Annotated in this window: 13 protein-coding genes and 2 CRISPR repeat arrays; of the genes, 9 read left to right on the top strand and 4 right to left on the bottom strand. The window is 39.3% G+C overall.

Annotation, left to right across the window (positions count from 1 at the left end; genetic code table 11):
* Nucleotides 1–36 precede the first annotated feature (36 nt).
* The 3 genes from H6G79_RS12280 to H6G79_RS12270 form a co-directional block, all read right to left on the bottom strand.
* Nucleotides 37–879 (bottom strand): tetratricopeptide repeat protein, encoded by an 843-nt coding sequence (locus tag H6G79_RS12280; RefSeq protein ID WP_190590933.1) that lies wholly within the window; start codon nucleotides 877–879, stop codon nucleotides 37–39.
* 225 nt (nucleotides 880–1,104) lie between these two features.
* Nucleotides 1,105–2,025 (bottom strand): ribonuclease D, encoded by a 921-nt coding sequence (locus tag H6G79_RS12275; protein ID WP_190590931.1) that lies wholly within the window; start codon nucleotides 2,023–2,025, stop codon nucleotides 1,105–1,107.
* 245 nt (nucleotides 2,026–2,270) lie between these two features.
* On the bottom strand, nucleotides 2,271–3,110 hold the full coding sequence (locus H6G79_RS12270; protein ID WP_190590929.1) for a class I SAM-dependent methyltransferase: 840 nt from the start codon (nucleotides 3,108–3,110) through the stop codon (nucleotides 2,271–2,273).
* 161 nt (nucleotides 3,111–3,271) lie between these two features.
* On the opposite strand from H6G79_RS12270, the gene H6G79_RS12265 reads away from it, so the two are divergent.
* The 9 genes from H6G79_RS12265 to H6G79_RS36320 all read left to right on the top strand — a co-directional run bounded on the left by H6G79_RS12265 (nucleotide 3,272) and on the right by H6G79_RS36320 (nucleotide 15,538).
* Nucleotides 3,272–4,006, top strand: coding sequence for a phosphoadenylyl-sulfate reductase (locus H6G79_RS12265; protein WP_190590927.1), 735 nt, complete (start codon nucleotides 3,272–3,274; stop codon nucleotides 4,004–4,006).
* A gap of 419 nt (nucleotides 4,007–4,425) precedes the next feature.
* Nucleotides 4,426–5,141: direct repeats of the CRISPR family, unit length 36 nt; unit sequence CTGACTAAACCTTTGATGCCATTAGGCGTTGATCAC.
* 356 nt (nucleotides 5,142–5,497) lie between these two features.
* Nucleotides 5,498–6,163, top strand: coding sequence for a type I-MYXAN CRISPR-associated protein Cas6/Cmx6 (gene cas6 / locus H6G79_RS12260; protein WP_190590926.1), 666 nt, complete (start codon nucleotides 5,498–5,500; stop codon nucleotides 6,161–6,163).
* Nucleotides 6,156–8,573, top strand: a complete 2,418-nt coding sequence (gene cas3, locus H6G79_RS12255) for a CRISPR-associated helicase Cas3' (RefSeq protein WP_190590925.1) — start codon at nucleotides 6,156–6,158, stop codon at nucleotides 8,571–8,573. The genes cas6 and cas3 overlap by 8 nt, the downstream gene beginning before the upstream one ends.
* Nucleotides 8,570–10,093: a type I-MYXAN CRISPR-associated Cas8a1/Cmx1 gene (cas8a1, locus tag H6G79_RS12250; RefSeq protein WP_190590924.1), complete on the top strand. Its 1,524-nt coding sequence runs from the start codon at nucleotides 8,570–8,572 to the stop codon at nucleotides 10,091–10,093. Before cas3 ends, cas8a1 begins: the two co-directional genes overlap by 4 nt.
* 41 nt (nucleotides 10,094–10,134) lie before the next feature.
* Nucleotides 10,135–11,055, top strand: coding sequence for a type I-B CRISPR-associated protein Cas7/Cst2/DevR (cas7i, locus tag H6G79_RS12245; RefSeq protein WP_190590923.1), 921 nt, complete (start codon nucleotides 10,135–10,137; stop codon nucleotides 11,053–11,055).
* Nucleotides 11,052–11,702: a type I-MYXAN CRISPR-associated protein Cas5/Cmx5/DevS gene (gene cas5 / locus H6G79_RS12240; protein ID WP_190590922.1), complete on the top strand. Its 651-nt coding sequence runs from the start codon at nucleotides 11,052–11,054 to the stop codon at nucleotides 11,700–11,702. The genes cas7i and cas5 overlap by 4 nt, the downstream gene beginning before the upstream one ends.
* 109 nt (nucleotides 11,703–11,811) lie before the next feature.
* Nucleotides 11,812–13,473 carry a type I-MYXAN CRISPR-associated endonuclease Cas4/Cas1 gene (locus H6G79_RS12235; protein WP_190590921.1) on the top strand — a complete coding sequence of 554 codons (1,662 nt, stop codon included), beginning with the start codon at nucleotides 11,812–11,814 and terminating at the stop codon, nucleotides 13,471–13,473.
* Nucleotides 13,474–13,482: 9 nt separating this feature from the next.
* The gene (gene cas2, locus H6G79_RS12230) at nucleotides 13,483–13,776 is read left to right on the top strand and encodes a CRISPR-associated endonuclease Cas2 (RefSeq protein WP_190590920.1); all 294 of its coding nucleotides are present in this window, start codon (nucleotides 13,483–13,485) and stop codon (nucleotides 13,774–13,776) included.
* 271 nt (nucleotides 13,777–14,047) lie between these two features.
* Nucleotides 14,048–14,516: a CRISPR direct-repeat array (repeat unit 36 nt; unit sequence CTGATTAAACCTTTGATGCCGTAAGGCGTTGATCAC).
* A gap of 83 nt (nucleotides 14,517–14,599) precedes the next feature.
* On the top strand, nucleotides 14,600–15,538 hold the full coding sequence (locus H6G79_RS36320; protein ID WP_199333990.1) for a DUF6174 domain-containing protein: 939 nt from the start codon (nucleotides 14,600–14,602) through the stop codon (nucleotides 15,536–15,538).
* Between the two features lie 135 nt (nucleotides 15,539–15,673).
* Here the strand turns inward: H6G79_RS36320 and H6G79_RS12220 are convergent, their stop codons facing one another.
* Nucleotides 15,674–16,816, bottom strand: coding sequence for a response regulator (locus H6G79_RS12220; RefSeq protein ID WP_190590918.1), 1,143 nt, complete (start codon nucleotides 16,814–16,816; stop codon nucleotides 15,674–15,676).
* Nucleotides 16,817–16,905 lie beyond the last annotated feature (89 nt).

Raw genomic sequence — 16,905 nt, 5'->3', positions numbered from 1 at the left:
TCGAAGTAAACCCAACTTCAACACACAACGCCTAAACTACTGCCCAAGTTCCTGCATATTATTCATTACTTGTTGATACAAGTCGTTATTACCTTGACGTTGTAAGATGGTGGCGGCTTGTTCTAAATCTTTCATTGCGCCTTGTTTGTCGCCTTGGGCGGCGCGGGCGTTACCGCGATTATTATAAGCTGGTGCAAAGTTGGGATTGAGGCGTATGGCTTCGTTGTAGTCGGATATGGCTCCTTGTTTGTCTCCTTGAGCAGCCCTAGCGTTACCTCGGTTATTGTAAGCGATCGCATAACGTGGATTGAGAATAATTGCTTGGTCGTAATCTTCTAGGGAACCATCTCTTTCACCTATGGCTGCACGGGCATTGGCGCGGTTATTATAAGCTTCGGCATAGTTGGGTGACAGTTTAACAGCTTGGGTATAATCTGCGATCGCACCTCGATTATCTCCCAAGGAGGCGCGGGCGTTTCCCCGACTGTTATAAGCTTCGGCATCGTTGGGAGACAGGCGCAAGGCTTCGTTATAATCATCGATGGCTTTTTGTTTGTCTCCCGTATCAAAATAAGCCAGTCCCCGCCCTTTATAAGCTGCACTATATTCAGGGTTGAGGTTGATGGCTTTAGTATAAGATGCGATCGCTGCTTGTAAGTCGCCTTTGAGGTGCTGATTTTGTCCTTGAAGATACAGCGCCCCAGCTTGTGAAGTTTTAATAGTCCGGCGGCTAGGAGGAGTGAGGCCGATTTCTGTCACCAAAACATTCTTATCTCGATTGCAAGAGACAAGGGTAATTGCACTCAACACAGTCAGCACAACCATAGCCAATGCTTTATTTTCCTTCACCCGCTTTTGCTCCCATAACCGCAGCTTCATAAGTTGCTTTTAACCACCATTCCACCTAGATTTAATTAGCACCCAATTTTCTTAATTCTGGAATTTTACACTTAACTGATATTCCCTAGGTTTAATAACGGTTAACTCTTGCCTTAACCGGGAAGTTTATCAACTTTTTGTGTTTTAGCTAGTAATTTAACGGTGATCAATTATACGTTCTTGCTTATTTATTAATAAGAATTGCACTCAAATCAGTCACTCTTCCTACTCATCTTCGCCATTAGTTTCTTGAGTTTTCGGAGTTAGCCGCAAAGTATTAGATGTATCTATCTCTACAGATAATTGTTCTAAATTTTCACCTAAATCTTTTTGCAGCTTTTGAGTCAAGGTAATCGGAAAATCTAAATTTAATCCTTGAGTTTGTACCAGTCTTGCCAGTTCTAAGAATTGGGCTTTTACAGTTTTGCGTTCATAAGCTGTCAACTTAAAAGCAGATGTTTCTGATACATTTTGAGCCTGCATAGCTTTTTTAATGCGCTCTTGTAAATGTTCATATTCAGAGTTTAATAGCTTCCATTGTTCTTCTATTTGGGTATATCTAGCATTCAGAACTATTAAATCTTCTGTATCTGGTTCGGGATTACCTTCTGCTTGTAATTCTAACAAACGTTTATGCACTTGAGCAAGATAAATGCAGTCAAGATAAGCGTAGTCTATTTGTTCTTCTGATAAAGGTCTTTTGCTCCAGTCGCTACTTTGTTCTTGTTTATCAATATCGTGAAAGTTACATAAAATAGTTGCAAGGGTTTTGAGTTGATAATTCGGTACTGGTAACAAATAATAAGGAATTTTTTTCGCTATTTCTAAAGTACAAGTAATATTTTTAGCTTTTTTATTACCGAGGAATTTCACATCATAACTGGCATTATGAAATACTTTTTCAATATTCGGATTTAACATTACTTGCTGAATAAAATCAGCTACCAAATCATCTTGATTTAATACATCCAATAAAAAAACGCGATCGCCACTCATATCATCAGCATCATCTAACACCTGAATTAACGACAACCTAGGATTTCGGCTATTATAATCAGCTACTTCTGTATCTATCCACAAAGTTGCAGCTTGAGTATATTCAGCAATCATGTTATGAATTGCACGAGCAGTATTCAAGTAAGGCATTTTAATGTTTAATTTGATTTCTGAAACAGTCCAGTAGGGTGTTTTACGGGTTATACCAATTTAATATGAAGACGCATATAAAAATCAATTACCCCCCTTAATCCCCCCTTTCCAAGGGGGGAAATAAGAGAATCTAGTTCCCTCCCCTTTATAAGGGGAGGGTTAGGGAGGGGTAAAATACTGTGCAGCTTCACATGCAACTGGTATTATTTAAACTCTGATTTCTGAATTCTGACTCCTGCATTCTACTGTATAACTGGTTTCCGCCCAAAGGTAAAAAATGTAGTAATATCATTCCAAATTCCTTGTGCAGTTTCTAAAGCAGCTAATTCTAATTCAAATTCTGCCTTAACTTGCTCTATTTCTACTGTTGATAACTGCGAAAAAGGATTAGGAAATTGCCCCGGTGCCGGATAAGAACTACCCAACCACATCGCCTTAGCTTGCTCTAAACTAATATAACTACCATATTGCTCAGATATAATTTCAATGCAGTCATAACCTGCTGTTTCTAGTAAATGACGACACTTTTCTGTTGTGCCTGTAGGCTGGTTTAAATAAAGAGCAATGCCATACTTTGCCAAAACTTTCTGCACGACAATACTAGGAATAAATGCCGTCTCTGCAAAGGCATGAAACCCAAGTAAACCCCCAGGTTTTAAAAATTGATGCCAATGCTGTAATGCACCTGGAAAATTTTCCATCCAAATCAATGCGGAAGAACACAAAATACAGTCAAAACTGTTAGCTGGAAAGTCGAGGGATTCTGCATCCGCTAATTGAAATTCAATATTGGTCAGCCCTAATGCTGTGACTTTTTGTTGTGCTTGTTCCAGCATTCCCGATGAAATATCTATACCAACTACCTTACCGCCAGTGCCTACAACTTGAGCCGCCGCAATTGCAGCCATCGCCGTACCAGTTGCAATATCTAATACCTGATCTCCTGGACGCAGTTGGGCATATTCCACCAAACGATGAGCAATTTGCAAATGCCACTCGCTTTGATCATAAGTTGGACTTCTGCGATTAAAGAGGTCAGCTATTTGTTGCTTGTAGTCGCTGAGTGGGAGTTGATCGGTCATTGGGTCTGGCTAGAGTGAGATAATTGCAGTGTAACAGCGATCGCATCTTGCAGCTTTAGCGCAATATATGGGGTAATTTCCGTAAGTCGTGGTCGAGAATAAGTATAACCGCATCTGAAAATTGGTAAAATTCAAGTTCAGAGAGAAGAGAACATTCAAACATGGTAGCCGCCCATACGGATTTAAATATTGCAGCTTTAGAAGCAGAATATAGCCAAAAATCACCGAGAGAAATTCTCAAATTTGCCTTGGACACTTTTGACAACATGGCAATTTCTTTCAGTGGGGCTGAAGATGTTGTATTGATTGATATTGCTTCTAAAATCACTAAAAACTTCCGAGTTTTTACCCTCGATACCGGGCGCTTGCACCCAGAAACATATCAGTTGTTAGATAAAGTCAGAGAACATTATGGCATTAAGCTAGAAGTTATGTTCCCTGATGCCGCAGAAGTCCAAGCTTTGGTAGAAGAAAAAGGATTGTTTAGCTTTTATCAAGATGGTCACAAAGAATGCTGTGCTATCCGCAAAGTTAGACCACTGCGCCGCAAGCTAAATACTCTGGATGCTTGGGTGACAGGACAGCGTAAAGACCAAAGTCCCAGCACCCGCAACCATATTCCCGTCATTGAAGTTGATACTGCATTTTCTACCGAAGACCATCAGTTAATTAAATTCAACCCCTTAGCTAACTGGTCTTCTGCACAGGTATGGGAATATATTCGCGCTTTAGATGTACCTTACAACAAATTACACGAACGCGGTTTTATTAGTATTGGTTGCGAACCTTGTACTAGACCAGTTCTGCCAAATCAGCATGAACGCGAAGGTCGTTGGTGGTGGGAAGAGTCTACTGCTAAAGAGTGTGGTCTACACTTAGGGAATTTACAAAAATAGGACTTACGCACCAAAATTATCTGTGAAAAATGGGTATAGGGTGTAAGGTTTTTGGATACATACACTCCTATACCCCTACACCAATAACTAGCTACCCAACTTTTTAGCCTTTCATCACTATATTCACAATTCACATCTTGCAGCTGTTTTGCATGGATCTACGACTGTGCCTTTCAAAAACCAATCAAAAAATCATATAACTGTTGTCAGTGCTGACTTCCAAGGTTTTCACATCACTTGAAGGTGCTTGCATTTTATTTTAAGAGCTTGAAATCTAGATGATACAAGGTTTCCAAGATTAGCATCTGTTCAAAAAAATGAGACTTAGGTAAAAATTTGTTTTCTGTATTGCTCCTGGGTGCTAGGTGCTTGTAATATCAAATCTCAGGGCAGACAGGATATGGATTTCCGAGTGCGCTCTGACTAAACCTTTGATGCCATTAGGCGTTGATCACCTTTAGCACCCATTCTCGCCTAGCATCATCCTCTTTCTGACTAAACCTTTGATGCCATTAGGCGTTGATCACCGTATTCTTTGCGCTTTCTTTCCCACGATCCATTACCTGACTAAACCTTTGATGCCATTAGGCGTTGATCACATAGTTTCGCTTTAGTTCATGAGTTTTCCCTTGTCCTGACTAAACCTTTGATGCCATTAGGCGTTGATCACTTTGACTGCCGCTTTTTTACCGCAAAAACCATCGAGCTGACTAAACCTTTGATGCCATTAGGCGTTGATCACAGGAAGAAGCTCTTCTAGATCGTGCAATAAACTGACTGACTAAACCTTTGATGCCATTAGGCGTTGATCACATCACTAACATGCGATCGCAGTTCAAACTACAAACACTGACTAAACCTTTGATGCCATTAGGCGTTGATCACGTCTCTTTCTATTGTCATTCCTCTGACATCTGATGATTCCTGACTAAACCTTTGATGCCATTAGGCGTTGATCACGATCTACAATAAGCTCAGATCAGGAGTGCTTAATAATCTGACTAAACCTTTGATGCCATTGGGCGTTGATCACTTTCACGGTCTGAAAGTTGAACACTTGTAAGTGCTGAAGGGCAGATGGGAACAACATAACCCTACCTGCTCTAAACCTATGATGCCGATAGGCGTTGAACATAGCCGTAAGAATAACGTGAGTTCGATGAACCTCACCCCAACCCCTCTCCGAAGCGGAGAGGGGCTTAAAGATAAACGCAAAATTAAGCATTTAAAGCCTCTCTTCTGCAAGGAGAGAGGTTTGGAGAGGGGTTTTTTCAATCCGTCTAACTCAGATTAAAAATAACTTGACACAAAGCTATAATTTTGTTATGACTCTATTATTGCTATGTTTCAAGGTCTAAAAAGCAAGCGAAACTACAACTTAATAATCGCTCGAAGTACTACGTCTTGTACGTTCTTAATCACTACCTCAGATACCGCAAGGTTTTGAACATATTAAATATTTAAAGTTTGTTATCTAGGGAGCGTCTTAAAATGATTGCATCTGTAGGCTTTTTTGCATCCCAAAATGCGGGTAGTGAGCTTGAGCCTTTTGTTGAACTACGCTTTCCAGTGCGGGGTAACTATGCACCTGCTGACCAGAATTATGCTCTCTTTGCAGCGTGTGTTCACGTTATTCCAGAAATACGTCAGCAAGCAGCACTCAGCATTCTGACAATTCCTGGTTTTGCTGATAAACACGGCAAAATTCTTTTGACAGAACAATCTTGCTTGCGAATTCGTGTACCGATTCCTCAAATTTCGTTAATTTATAAATTGGCTGGAAAAAGTATTCGATTAGGAATACATGAGATTCAAATTGGTATTCCAGAAATATATACGCTCAAGCCAGCAAAGACGCTTAGGTCAAGAATTGTTGTGATCAAGGGATATAGTGAACCGGAGTCTTTTTTAAATGCAGCACAGCGTCAGCTTAATGATTTAGAAATTTCCGGTAAAATTTCTATTCCGGTAGATAAAAAAGGTGAACTTAGTCGCAAAACCCTTAAAGTCAAACGATATACCATTGTTGGTTTCACAACTGAGATTTCGGAATTAAGTGATGATGATTCTTTAAAGTTACAACAGTGGGGAATTGGTGGCAAAAGACACTTTGGTTGCGGATATTTCTTGCCTTTTAAAGGAGGTAGGAATGTTTAAGCCGTTATTAGCTAAATCTTTCTCAATAGATGAGAAAAACAATGATGTAGCAAGAGGCTCTGCAAAGTATACAGGGCATATTAGCTTGGTGATGCAAGCGGCTGATATTTTGGTGGATAAGTTAGGTCATTCCATTCTCCAGCAATTAGGAATAAAACATATTGATTTAGATTACTTTGCAGCGACAGTTAAATTGGGTGCATATTTACACGATTGGGGTAAAGCAAACCAACATTTTCAAGAGATGGTTTACCTAAAAACTCTTGAAAAATCGACAGATCCAAACTTCCAAAATCTCAGAAAGCAGATTGTGAAACTGTCAAACCAGCATTCAAACAGACAAATGCTGCGTCATGAAGTTATTAGCAGCATTTTGGCGTTGCAAGTACCTACTTTTAGGAAATGGCTGGAAGAATGCCAGGATGCAAATTTGATGATTGCTATTTGGGCAGCAATAGGACATCATCTCAAAATAGGGGTAAATCAAAATAATCAAGCTGCGGAATTCATAGCCGAAATTCCTTCAGGTGTTGGAGATGAATTAATAATTTATACCGATCATGGGGATTTTCAAGCAGTCTTGAAAATGGGTCATCAAGCTTTAGGATTGCCTGCAACATTACCAGAATTACCGCCAGAAATTTGGACTAAATCGCAACTAAAAACAGCTTTACTAAATCTCCGCAACGAATTTATTCAGTTTGAATCGCAACTAGACTGGGAACAGCAAAAATTTATTGCTGCGGTGAAAGCAACAGTGATTGCAGCAGATTTAGCTGGTTCAGCATTACCTTTAGCTGAAGAAAATTTTAAGGTATGGATTGAACAAGTTTTATCATTGCAACTTTCAAAACAAGACATTCAGAAATTAGTTAATCAGAAACTCAAGGGTAAAAAATTACGAGAATTTCAACAGAAAATTGCTAATTCTGAACATAGCGTTACATTAGTGAAAGCAGGTTGCGGAACAGGAAAAACGATCGCTGCGTATGCTTGGGGAGAAAAATGGGCTATAGGGCGTAAACTATTCTTTTCCTATCCAACTACAGGTACAGCTTCTCAAGGATATATTGACTACGCAGATGGTACAGAAATCGAAGCAGCTTTAATGCACTCGCGGGCTGATCTGGATCGAGAGTTACTATTTTCCGGAGATTCAGATGATTCTGAGGGAATTAATGCACGACTCATGGCTTTTCAAGCATGGCGAAAAAAGCTAATTATTTGTACAGTTGATTCTGTATTGGGCTTAATTCAAAACAATCGCAAACCGCTTTATTCTTGGGCTGCGATCGCTCAAGGGGCTTTTGTATTTGATGAAGTCCACGCATACGACCCGCGCCTTTTTGGTGCATTGTTGAAATTTATCAAAGCATTTCGTGGTGCGCCTATTCTTTTAATGAGTGCTAGTTTTACTCCCCAACAGTTACAAGCTATTCGTCAAGTACTTGCAGAACAAGGTGAAGAATTAGACAAACCCATCGAAGGGCCAAAAGAACTAGAAGAACTTAAGCGTTATGAAATTAAATATGTTCCTCAAGCAACCGACTTTAATGAACTCGATCAAATCTGGCAACCTGTAATAGAAGCACTGAAAAATCAGCAGAAAGTTTTATGGGTAACGAATTCTGTAAAAACCTGCATTGAAATTTATCGTACAGCAAAAACTAAGCTTACTGAAAATTTACCAGGATTAGACATTCCACCATTAATTTATCACAGCCGCTATCGTTACAAAGATAGACTCAAAAAGCATCAAGCTGTAATTGAGGCTTTTCAAAAAGATGAACCAGTCTTGGCTATTACTACGCAAGTCTGCGAAATGTCTTTAGATTTAAGTGCAGATTTACTAATATCTGCAATGGCTCCCGCAGCATCTTTAATTCAGCGATTAGGAAGACTAAATCGTAGAATGGCTCACCAAGAAGAAGGTTCAAAGTTGGCAATTATTTATTCTTGGAATAATTCGCAACCATATAATAAAGCAGAACTTTCTACAGGTGAACAACTAATTCAAGAATTTTCTGGCAAAACAGGTATTTCTCAGCAAGATTTAGCACAAGTAGCTGCCAGTCTTAACCTTGAAAAAGTTGAACAAATTAGATCGAGTTGGTTAGAAGATAACTGGTGTAATCGTCCAGATTTTCTACGTGAAGGTGGATATACAATTACTGTGTTATTGGGTGAGGATGAGACAAAAATCTGGCATATTGCCGAACAAAACAGGCAAAAATTACTCAAACAAGGCATCAATGAATCTCGGATGAAATTGTTCAAAAAGGAAGCACAAGCCTGGTCAGTACCTATCCGAATTGAAGCAGATTATTGGGAATGGGAACGCAGAGGTTTTTATCCTATCACTCCAATGGGCAGAATTAGCTACAACGAAGATGTAGGAGCAGAACAGTGAAATTAGAGTTTGATTTAGGAAATCCTAGCTTTACTTTGCTGCATTGCGCTGGTTTAGCTGGGTTATGGATGACTTTAAAACAGTTAGAGAGAGAAAAAGTTGCTCTTCCAGAAGGTTTAAATTGGAAACTTCATAACAGAAAAATCATCTTAAATTGGCAAGGAAGCGATAAAGCCGTTTTGGAATGGTTATTAAAAGAATCATTTCAAATAAATGATGGACTCATTTGTCTGCGCGGTTTAGATTCGCAGACTATGCTTAAAGATGCTCAGGTAATTGTACACCAGGGAATTCTCGGCACTTTTCTACAACATACCAGCACTCATAAATCGAGTGGAACTAAAACTGAATCTCTATCATTAGGCGAAGGAGAAAAAGAAATTCAGGTTACATATAAAGCCTTACAAAGCTATGCTTATCAAGATTTTGCGAGTAATCTTTGTGATAAAAATGGACAGTTACTCACCAAACCTATTAGTGTTGCTGGATGGTTAAGTCCTGGTGCAGTGGTACGTCATATTGCCTTTAGTTCTGATACAAGTTTTGAAGAACCTCCAGAAAATGCGTTTGTCTTATTATTTGCTCCAGTCGCTTGTTATTATTATATTCTTCGCTCGAAATTGCGAGATAAACGCGCACAATATGCACTAGTTGTTCCCGAAATCACAGATTTAGAACAATATGGGCAGTACCGTCAAAACCCAAACTTGAGATATGCCACTTACAAAGATTTTCATGCTTCTAGTTTGGGTGACGCAGGACTAAGATTTTTAACTCTAGAAACAACAATAGATATTACTCAAAGTTCTAGTGTACAACGTTGCCAAGTTTTTACTTTAGGAACCGTTGCTTGGGCTACTCAACAAAAAACTAGAACCGATATGTATGTGGTTGAAACTAGTCAAGAGGTGTGTCAAAACTATCAGATTTGTGATGCTTGGTTAAAAGATAAATCTGTAGAAGGTAAAAATGGTGGTTTTGTAGTAACTAGCTTTGCTAGGGAATTAATTGCTGAAAATTTAGCCAGAAACCAACCTTGGTATTCTGGCATCTCAGAAAAAGTAAACAGTAACGAACTATTTAAACAGTTAGCTTATGAAAGAGGGGGGCTATATCAAGTGATTCAAAAAGTTAAATCAGATGAACGAGAGAAACTATTTGTGAAAGCTTGTCACGAAGCAATTAAATTTACTTATGGGCAGATTTCTGAACAAGCAAGTAAACGAAAAGAAGTTCCCAATTTTGACCGAGAAACAGTTCGCATTAGAACTGGATTAGGTAGATGTAAAAATTCCGATACCTTTCGAGAATTTATTACTGATTTTTGGTCACGAGCCGGGAAAATTCCTACTTTGCAAGAACATTGGGCAGAACTAATGGAGTTTGTGATGAATGAGAAAAACTGGAAAAAATCTAGAGATTTAGCTTTGCTGGCATTAGCTAGTTATAAAGGTCAAGGTGTTAATAATGAGAAAGATAAATTAGATGAAGAAACTGTGATTGATCTTGGCTTTGAATAGTTTAGATTTTGATAATTTTGTAGTTGTTCAGGAGATTTATAATGTCGTTACATTTATTCGGAAATGTTTTAACTGGCTACGGTACTGCTGCTAATAACCGTGGGGAAAATGAAGGCAATATTACTACCCTACAAAAAATTCTGTGGAAGGGAGAAGTACATACAACAGTTTCATCGGAAGCAATTCGTTGGGCATTGCGCTATTACTGGCAAACTGCTGGTGACAATTATCAAGTCAATCGTCAATGGGATGATGATCTAAACGATAACATTTGGCAAAATGAGAACTTTGATGACACCATTTATATTGATGATGATGTATTAGGTTTCATGCGTGCAGAAGGCGCGAAAGTTGAAGCTTCTGATGAACCAAAACAAAAAGGCAAAAAAGCTCCTAAAGGTACAACAACTGCTAAACGAGGAGTGCTAGAAGTAACTCGTGCTGTTTCTACAACACCTTTTAGTGGTGATTTAACTTTTAACTCTGCAAGTGGTAAGAAAGGACGAACTTCACTTTATGGTACTGAGGTTCATGCTACTCGTTATCAATATGGATTTGCCCTAACTCCAGAACGCCTAAAAGATAAATCTCGTGTAATTGCAGTTTTAGATGGATTGAGTTCTCTGGGAGAAGTAGCAGGTAATCATTCTCGATTTCTCTACGATTTTTCTCCTGAGAATTTAGTTTTACGATGGACTCATGATTTTTCACCTCGAATTCTTTATTGCTTTGAAGAGGAAGAGGGAGAAATATCGATTAAGGAATTACTTAGGAAAGTCAAAAATCAAGATATTGAGCCGCAGGAGTTATGGATAGCAGGCGCAATTACAGAATCTGAAGAAGTGAAAGAATTAGAAGAATTAGGCGTAAACATTTTTCCAGGAATCAAATTAGCTGTACAAAGCATGAAACAAGTCATCGCTAGAGATTTACAATTACCTCAGTTGGAGCTAATTCGATGACGGTAATATCTGAGAAAATATTGGCTTTAGAAGTAGAAATTCCCATTGCTAGTTTTCGTCAATCTCGTGCTAGAGAATATGCTGAAACCTATCCAGTGCCACCGCCATCTACAGTTTATGGAATGTTACTTTCAATAGTTGGGGAGATGAACAGGTACAAGCACTGTGGAACTCGTTTAGCGATCGCCATGCTTTCCCAACCTCAAAAATCTACTGTCATTCGGACATTCCGACGTTTTAAGAAAAAAGACATCCATGACCCTAGTAACGCTAGACCAGATTATCAGGAACTACTAACTGATATTAGATTTATTGTTTGGGTAGATGTTGGAGAAGATAATTCACAACCAACGCTACCACAACGCTTACAGATGGCTTTTGACAATCCTGTTGCTATTGAGCGTTTTGGAGGTCTTTGTTTAGGAGAAAGTCGAGATTTAGTTAATTCTGTTAACCTGTTACCTGAAAATTACCAAGGTGAATCACTGCAATGGTTAGTAAAGAATCAGGATGGATTACTAACGTTACCTTACTGGGTAGATCATCTTGGCTCAAAAGGTACTCGTTGGCAAAGATATTTGCTCCTTGAAACTTCCAATTACAATTACCCACCTGATTCGGCTTGGACTACTATTAAGACAAATTAGGCAACCTTTACCTAAGATGCCGTTAGGCGTTAAGCACAATTTTTTCAGCTAAATACCATTGATGTCGTAAGGCGCTTAAGAGTCGATATTTATCCTTAAGGCATCAACAATGCAAACTTTAGACCGTCTAGAAATTACTAAACCTGAAACTATTCGTGTTTCTGCCCTGCACGCCCTTGCTTACTGCCCTCGGCTGTTCTACCTTGAAGAAGTCGAGGAACTTTACACCCAAGATGCAGCTGTATTTGCTGGACGCAGACTTCACACGCAACTCGAAAAACAGGAAGATGAGGAATGGGAAGAACTTTTTCTCGAAAGCGAAGAATTAGGTTTGCGTGGTCGGCTTGATGCGCTTCGCACTCGTGATGGACAAACGATACCTTACGAACATAAACGCGGTCGCGCTCACCGAGATGAAAATAATCAGCCCCAGGCTTGGGAAAGCGATCGCCTACAAATTCTCGCTTATGCTTACCTATTAGAATCCGCGCATGGAATCACTGTTCAGGAAGGCCGCATCCGCTATCACGCCGATAATGTAGTTGTTCATGTGCCACTAGATGAAGCAGGACGTTTAAAAGTCAAAGAAGCAATCCAACAAGCCAGGATTCTCAGACAATCAACTTACCGACCACCTGTAATTGATAATGAACGATTGTGCGCCCGTTGTTCTTTGGCTCCGGTTTGTTTGCCAGAAGAAGCGAGACTTGCCCATAATCGAGAGTGGCAACCAATTCGCTTATTTCCTGAAGATGACGAACGCCAAGTAATTCACATTTTAGAACCTGGGACAGCTGTAGGCAGAACTGGAGAACAAATCAAAATTACCCGTCGCAATCAACCTGTTGAGACAGTTCCGGCGCGTCAAATAGGACAACTTGTGCTGCACAGCTTTTCGCAAATTTCTACCCAAGCACTACACTTTTGCGCTGCTCAGGACATCGGAGTGCATTTTATTTCCGGGGGTGGTCGCTATCTTGGCAGTTTTGACACCCGACAAGGTAGTATTCAACGCCGTATTCGTCAGTATGCGGCACTGAGTAATCCTGATGCTTGTTTAGAGTTAGCCCGTAAACTGGTCATTTGTCGCGGTCAAGGACAACGCAAATTCTTAATGCGAGGTGCAAGAGGAAAAACCAAGACAGATAAATTAGAAAAAGCGATCGCACAAATGAAAGCGGTTCTCAAACAAGTTCCGCAAGCAAAGTCTCTAGAATCGCTTTTAGGATATGAGGGAAATCTGGCTGCTTTATATTTTGGTGCTTTACCCGATTTGATTTCGCCAGAAGTACCAAAAGAATTACATTTTGCTGGCAGAAATCGTCGTCCACCACTAGACCGATTCAACGCCATGCTGAGTTTTGGTTATGCCTTGCTACTCAAAGATGTGATGAACGCGATTTTAACTGTTGGGTTAGAACCTGCTTTGGGATTTTACCATCAGCCGCGCTCGCAAGCTGCACCCCTAGCATTAGATTTACTAGAAATATTTCGCGTGCCTTTGGTAGATATGATTGTGATGGCTGCGGTTAACCGGGGTCAATGGGATGCCAAAGCAGATTTTGAGATTCGCGGAAAGCAGGTTTGGTTAAGCGAACTTGGGCGGCGTAAATTTGTTGAGTTATACGAATCTCGCAAGCAAGAAAGCTGGAAACATCCTGTTACTGGTTACTCCCTTACCTATCGCCGTTTATTTGAGTTAGAGGTGCGACTGTTAGAAAAAGAATGGTCTGGTGAGGGTGGTTTGTTTGGTCAATTAATTTTGCGATGAGGTGTAGCAATGGGTGAATCACAAAACTGCTACCTGATTTGCTACGACATTCGCGATCCTAAACGTTGGCGGAAAGCTTACAACTTACTTCAAGGATATGGCGAAAGGATGCAATATTCTATTTTCCGTTCTTGGTTGACCATGCGATCGCGTGAAAAATTACGTTGGGAACTGGAAAAAATTCTCGCCCCAGAAGACAGTCTATTATTAATTCGGCTGTCCAATCAGTGCGTTAATTCTATTCCGGCTTACAATCGTCCCGGCGCTTGGACAACTCAAGAAGAACCTTACCGGATTGTCTAAAAACATGGATCTGAGTTTGTGGAACATGAAATAGAACTCAAGCAGGATAAAAACCTTACTGGGCTTGCTTTTGAGCTTTTTTAGGTGAACAGGAGGTGCTTGCATTTTTTTGCGTGAGGTCAAAACCTAGTCCTGGTAAGCGTTCTAAGTTGAGACGGAAACTTGAAAGTTTAACTTTTGGTAAGCAATTGACTTCTTTTGTTGCTTTTTTACTTAGATGCTTGCAAAATAGCAACTGAGTGGTCTGATGACATGGGTTTGAGCGATCGCTCTGATTAAACCTTTGATGCCGTAAGGCGTTGATCACTCGTGGTCTACTATGATCACTAACATGCGATCGCAGTCTGATTAAACCTTTGATGCCGTAAGGCGTTGATCACAAAGTATCTAAATCAAGTATTTGCCTATTAGAGGACTGATTAAACCTTTGATGCCGTAAGGCGTTGATCACCAGCATGGTGTGGCTGATAAGGGCGATACTCTAGGTACTGATTAAACCTTTGATGCCGTAAGGCGTTGATCACTTGAAAGTCTGAGATTCTACGTTAATTTGAATGTTTAACTGATTAAACCTTTGATGCCGTAAGGCGTTGATCACTTTTAGAAGGTGTTAATAGCGAGCTAAAATCTGGCTGATTAAACCTTTGATGCCGTAAGGCGTTGATCACCAGATCCACGAAATTTTTAAGGTGACAATGGACAAGCTGATTAAACCTTTGATGCTGTAAGGCGTTGATCACGACAATAACTATCAACTGTCAACGAAACTTTTTGTAATTAGTCTTGTCTATAAAACTAATTGATTAGTTTATCAGGAATATATATGCGATCGCCTATCGTAATCGGTACAGGATTACTTGTATCTATAATTTTAAATACCCAAGTATTTGCAAAATCTACAGTCAATTTACCACAAATCACTGCCCAGAATTCTCAGCAACAAATATTAAATCAAAATAATCAAAAGACAAACTCAGGGCTGATTACTCTGCAAAGAACAGCCTGCTATGGTACTTGTCCCATTTATAAAATTACCATCTTTCCTGATGGGAGAGTTGTCTACGAAGGGGAGCGTTTTGTAAAAGTTGTAGGTAAAAGAACTGCCAGAATTAGTCCCCAAGCAGTAAGAAGATTAGTTGCAGAATTTAATAAAGTAAACTATTTTTCATTAGCAAATAGCTACCAAGGCGGAAGGACAGATGCGCCTTCTGCAATTACTTCTTTAACTATCGGTAAACGTCAGAAAACTGTTAATCATTATCTCGGTTCACCAAATGCACCGCAAGCACTAACAGCTTTAGAAAATAAAATCGATGCTGTTGTAAATTCTCAGCGTTGGGTTGGTTCTAAAAATGAACAAACACCAAATCCCAATGATTCTAATTCCAACCAACTCAAAGTTAATCGTCAGTTGTGGAATCAGCAACAGCTAAATAACTATCGTTTTACATTTAGCCGGAGTTGTTTCTGTTTACCCAAAGCAACACAACCAGTAGTGATTACAGTACGTAATAACCAAGTTGCTTCTATTACACCTGTGAATAATAACGAGCCAGTTGATACAGAACTGTTTCAACAGTATAATTCAATTCCCAAACTGTTTGGCATAATTGATGATGCGATCGCCAAAAAAGCATCTAGTCTCAACGTCAAATATGATCCGCAATTTGGCTACCCGACGCAAATTAATATTGATTACAACCAACAAATTGCCGATGAAGAAATATATCTGACTATTAGCAATCTTGAACCTTTGAAGTAAGTTCTTGCACAGAGTAAATTATCCTTGGGGGTGTACAATCGTATACTCCTTTTATTTTGCAAGTCATACCTAGGACTGACGCATTGACAAAAAACTAAATTTCAGATTCTCTACCCCTGAGTAGTCTGATAAGTTTTAAGTACTGAGTGCTGAATGCTGAGTCATGATAGATGCTTCCGCTTCCTCACTATTGCAGGGAAGGGTGACAGTCACAATAGTATATTCGTAGGGCTTACTGTCAATTTTCAGGGTACCACCGTGCAGTTCTGCTAATTTTTTGGCAATGATTAAGCCTAACCCAGAACCTTGTTGTTCATGAAGTTTGCGCTCAAATTGCCGATAAGCACCTAATTCCGCAATTTGCTCTCGGCTCATTCCCCGGCCGCGATCGCTAAAAGATACACTAAAGCTATTATTAATAGTTTTTGCTGTAATTTTAATCGGCGTACCACTGACAGAAAATTTTAAAGCATTATCCAGTAACTCTTCAATAATTCTGGTAATCTTGCTCACCGAAATCTTGACAATACAAGGCGATAAGTCAATTTGCATATCATCTTCTCTGCCAGCATTTTTAACTTTTTCACCTATTAAATTAGTCAAAACTGGTGTAGGAAACTCTGTTGACTGCTTTTGAATTTCCCTGACTCGCTGGGGATCTGTGGCAATAATTTCTAATTCTGCGTAGAGTAAAAATTTTTGAATTAAATGAAATAAACGTTGACTTGATTGATGAATAAATTCTGCCATTTCTTTGATTGATGGTGCATCTAGCAGTTCACTTTCTTCCATCAGAATTTGCGAGAAACCCAAAATCCCATTCAGTGGGGTGCGTAATTCATGAGGCAGTGACAAAGTAATGCTAGTACGTAATTTATCAAGCTTATCTTGAGTTTGTTGATAAATTGCTGTTTGTTTTTCTAGCCGACAAGTAATAGCTGTTAATAATTCTGTTCGAGAAAATGGTTTAACAATGTAATCATCAGCGCCTAAATCCATACCTTTGCGAAAGTCTGGTTTCTCTGATTTAGCCGTTAAAAAAATGAAGGGAATAATTGCTGTTTTCGGGTTTTGGCGTAATTCTTTTAGGACTTCATAACCATCGATTTCTGGCATCATTACATCACAAATCACCAAATCAGGAACTTCTGCTTGTGCTAACTGTAAACCAAAGTAACCATTTTCGGCAGTGATGACGTTGAAATTTTCTGCATAAAGTAAATCTACTAAATTTTGACGCACATTTATGTCATCTTCGATCACTAATATTTTATTCATATATTTAATTAAATGTGAATAAGTATAAAATTTTTAAAATAGGTTTTAGATAGCTTTTATAAATAAGATATGACATAAATTTTTCACTA

It is taken from the genome of Anabaena sp. FACHB-83, from assembly GCF_014697485.1.
GTDB lineage: Bacteria > Cyanobacteriota > Cyanobacteriia > Cyanobacteriales > Nostocaceae > Nostoc_B.
Note: the sequence above shows the minus strand (reverse complement) of the source record. Positions and strands in the feature narration are given on the sequence as shown.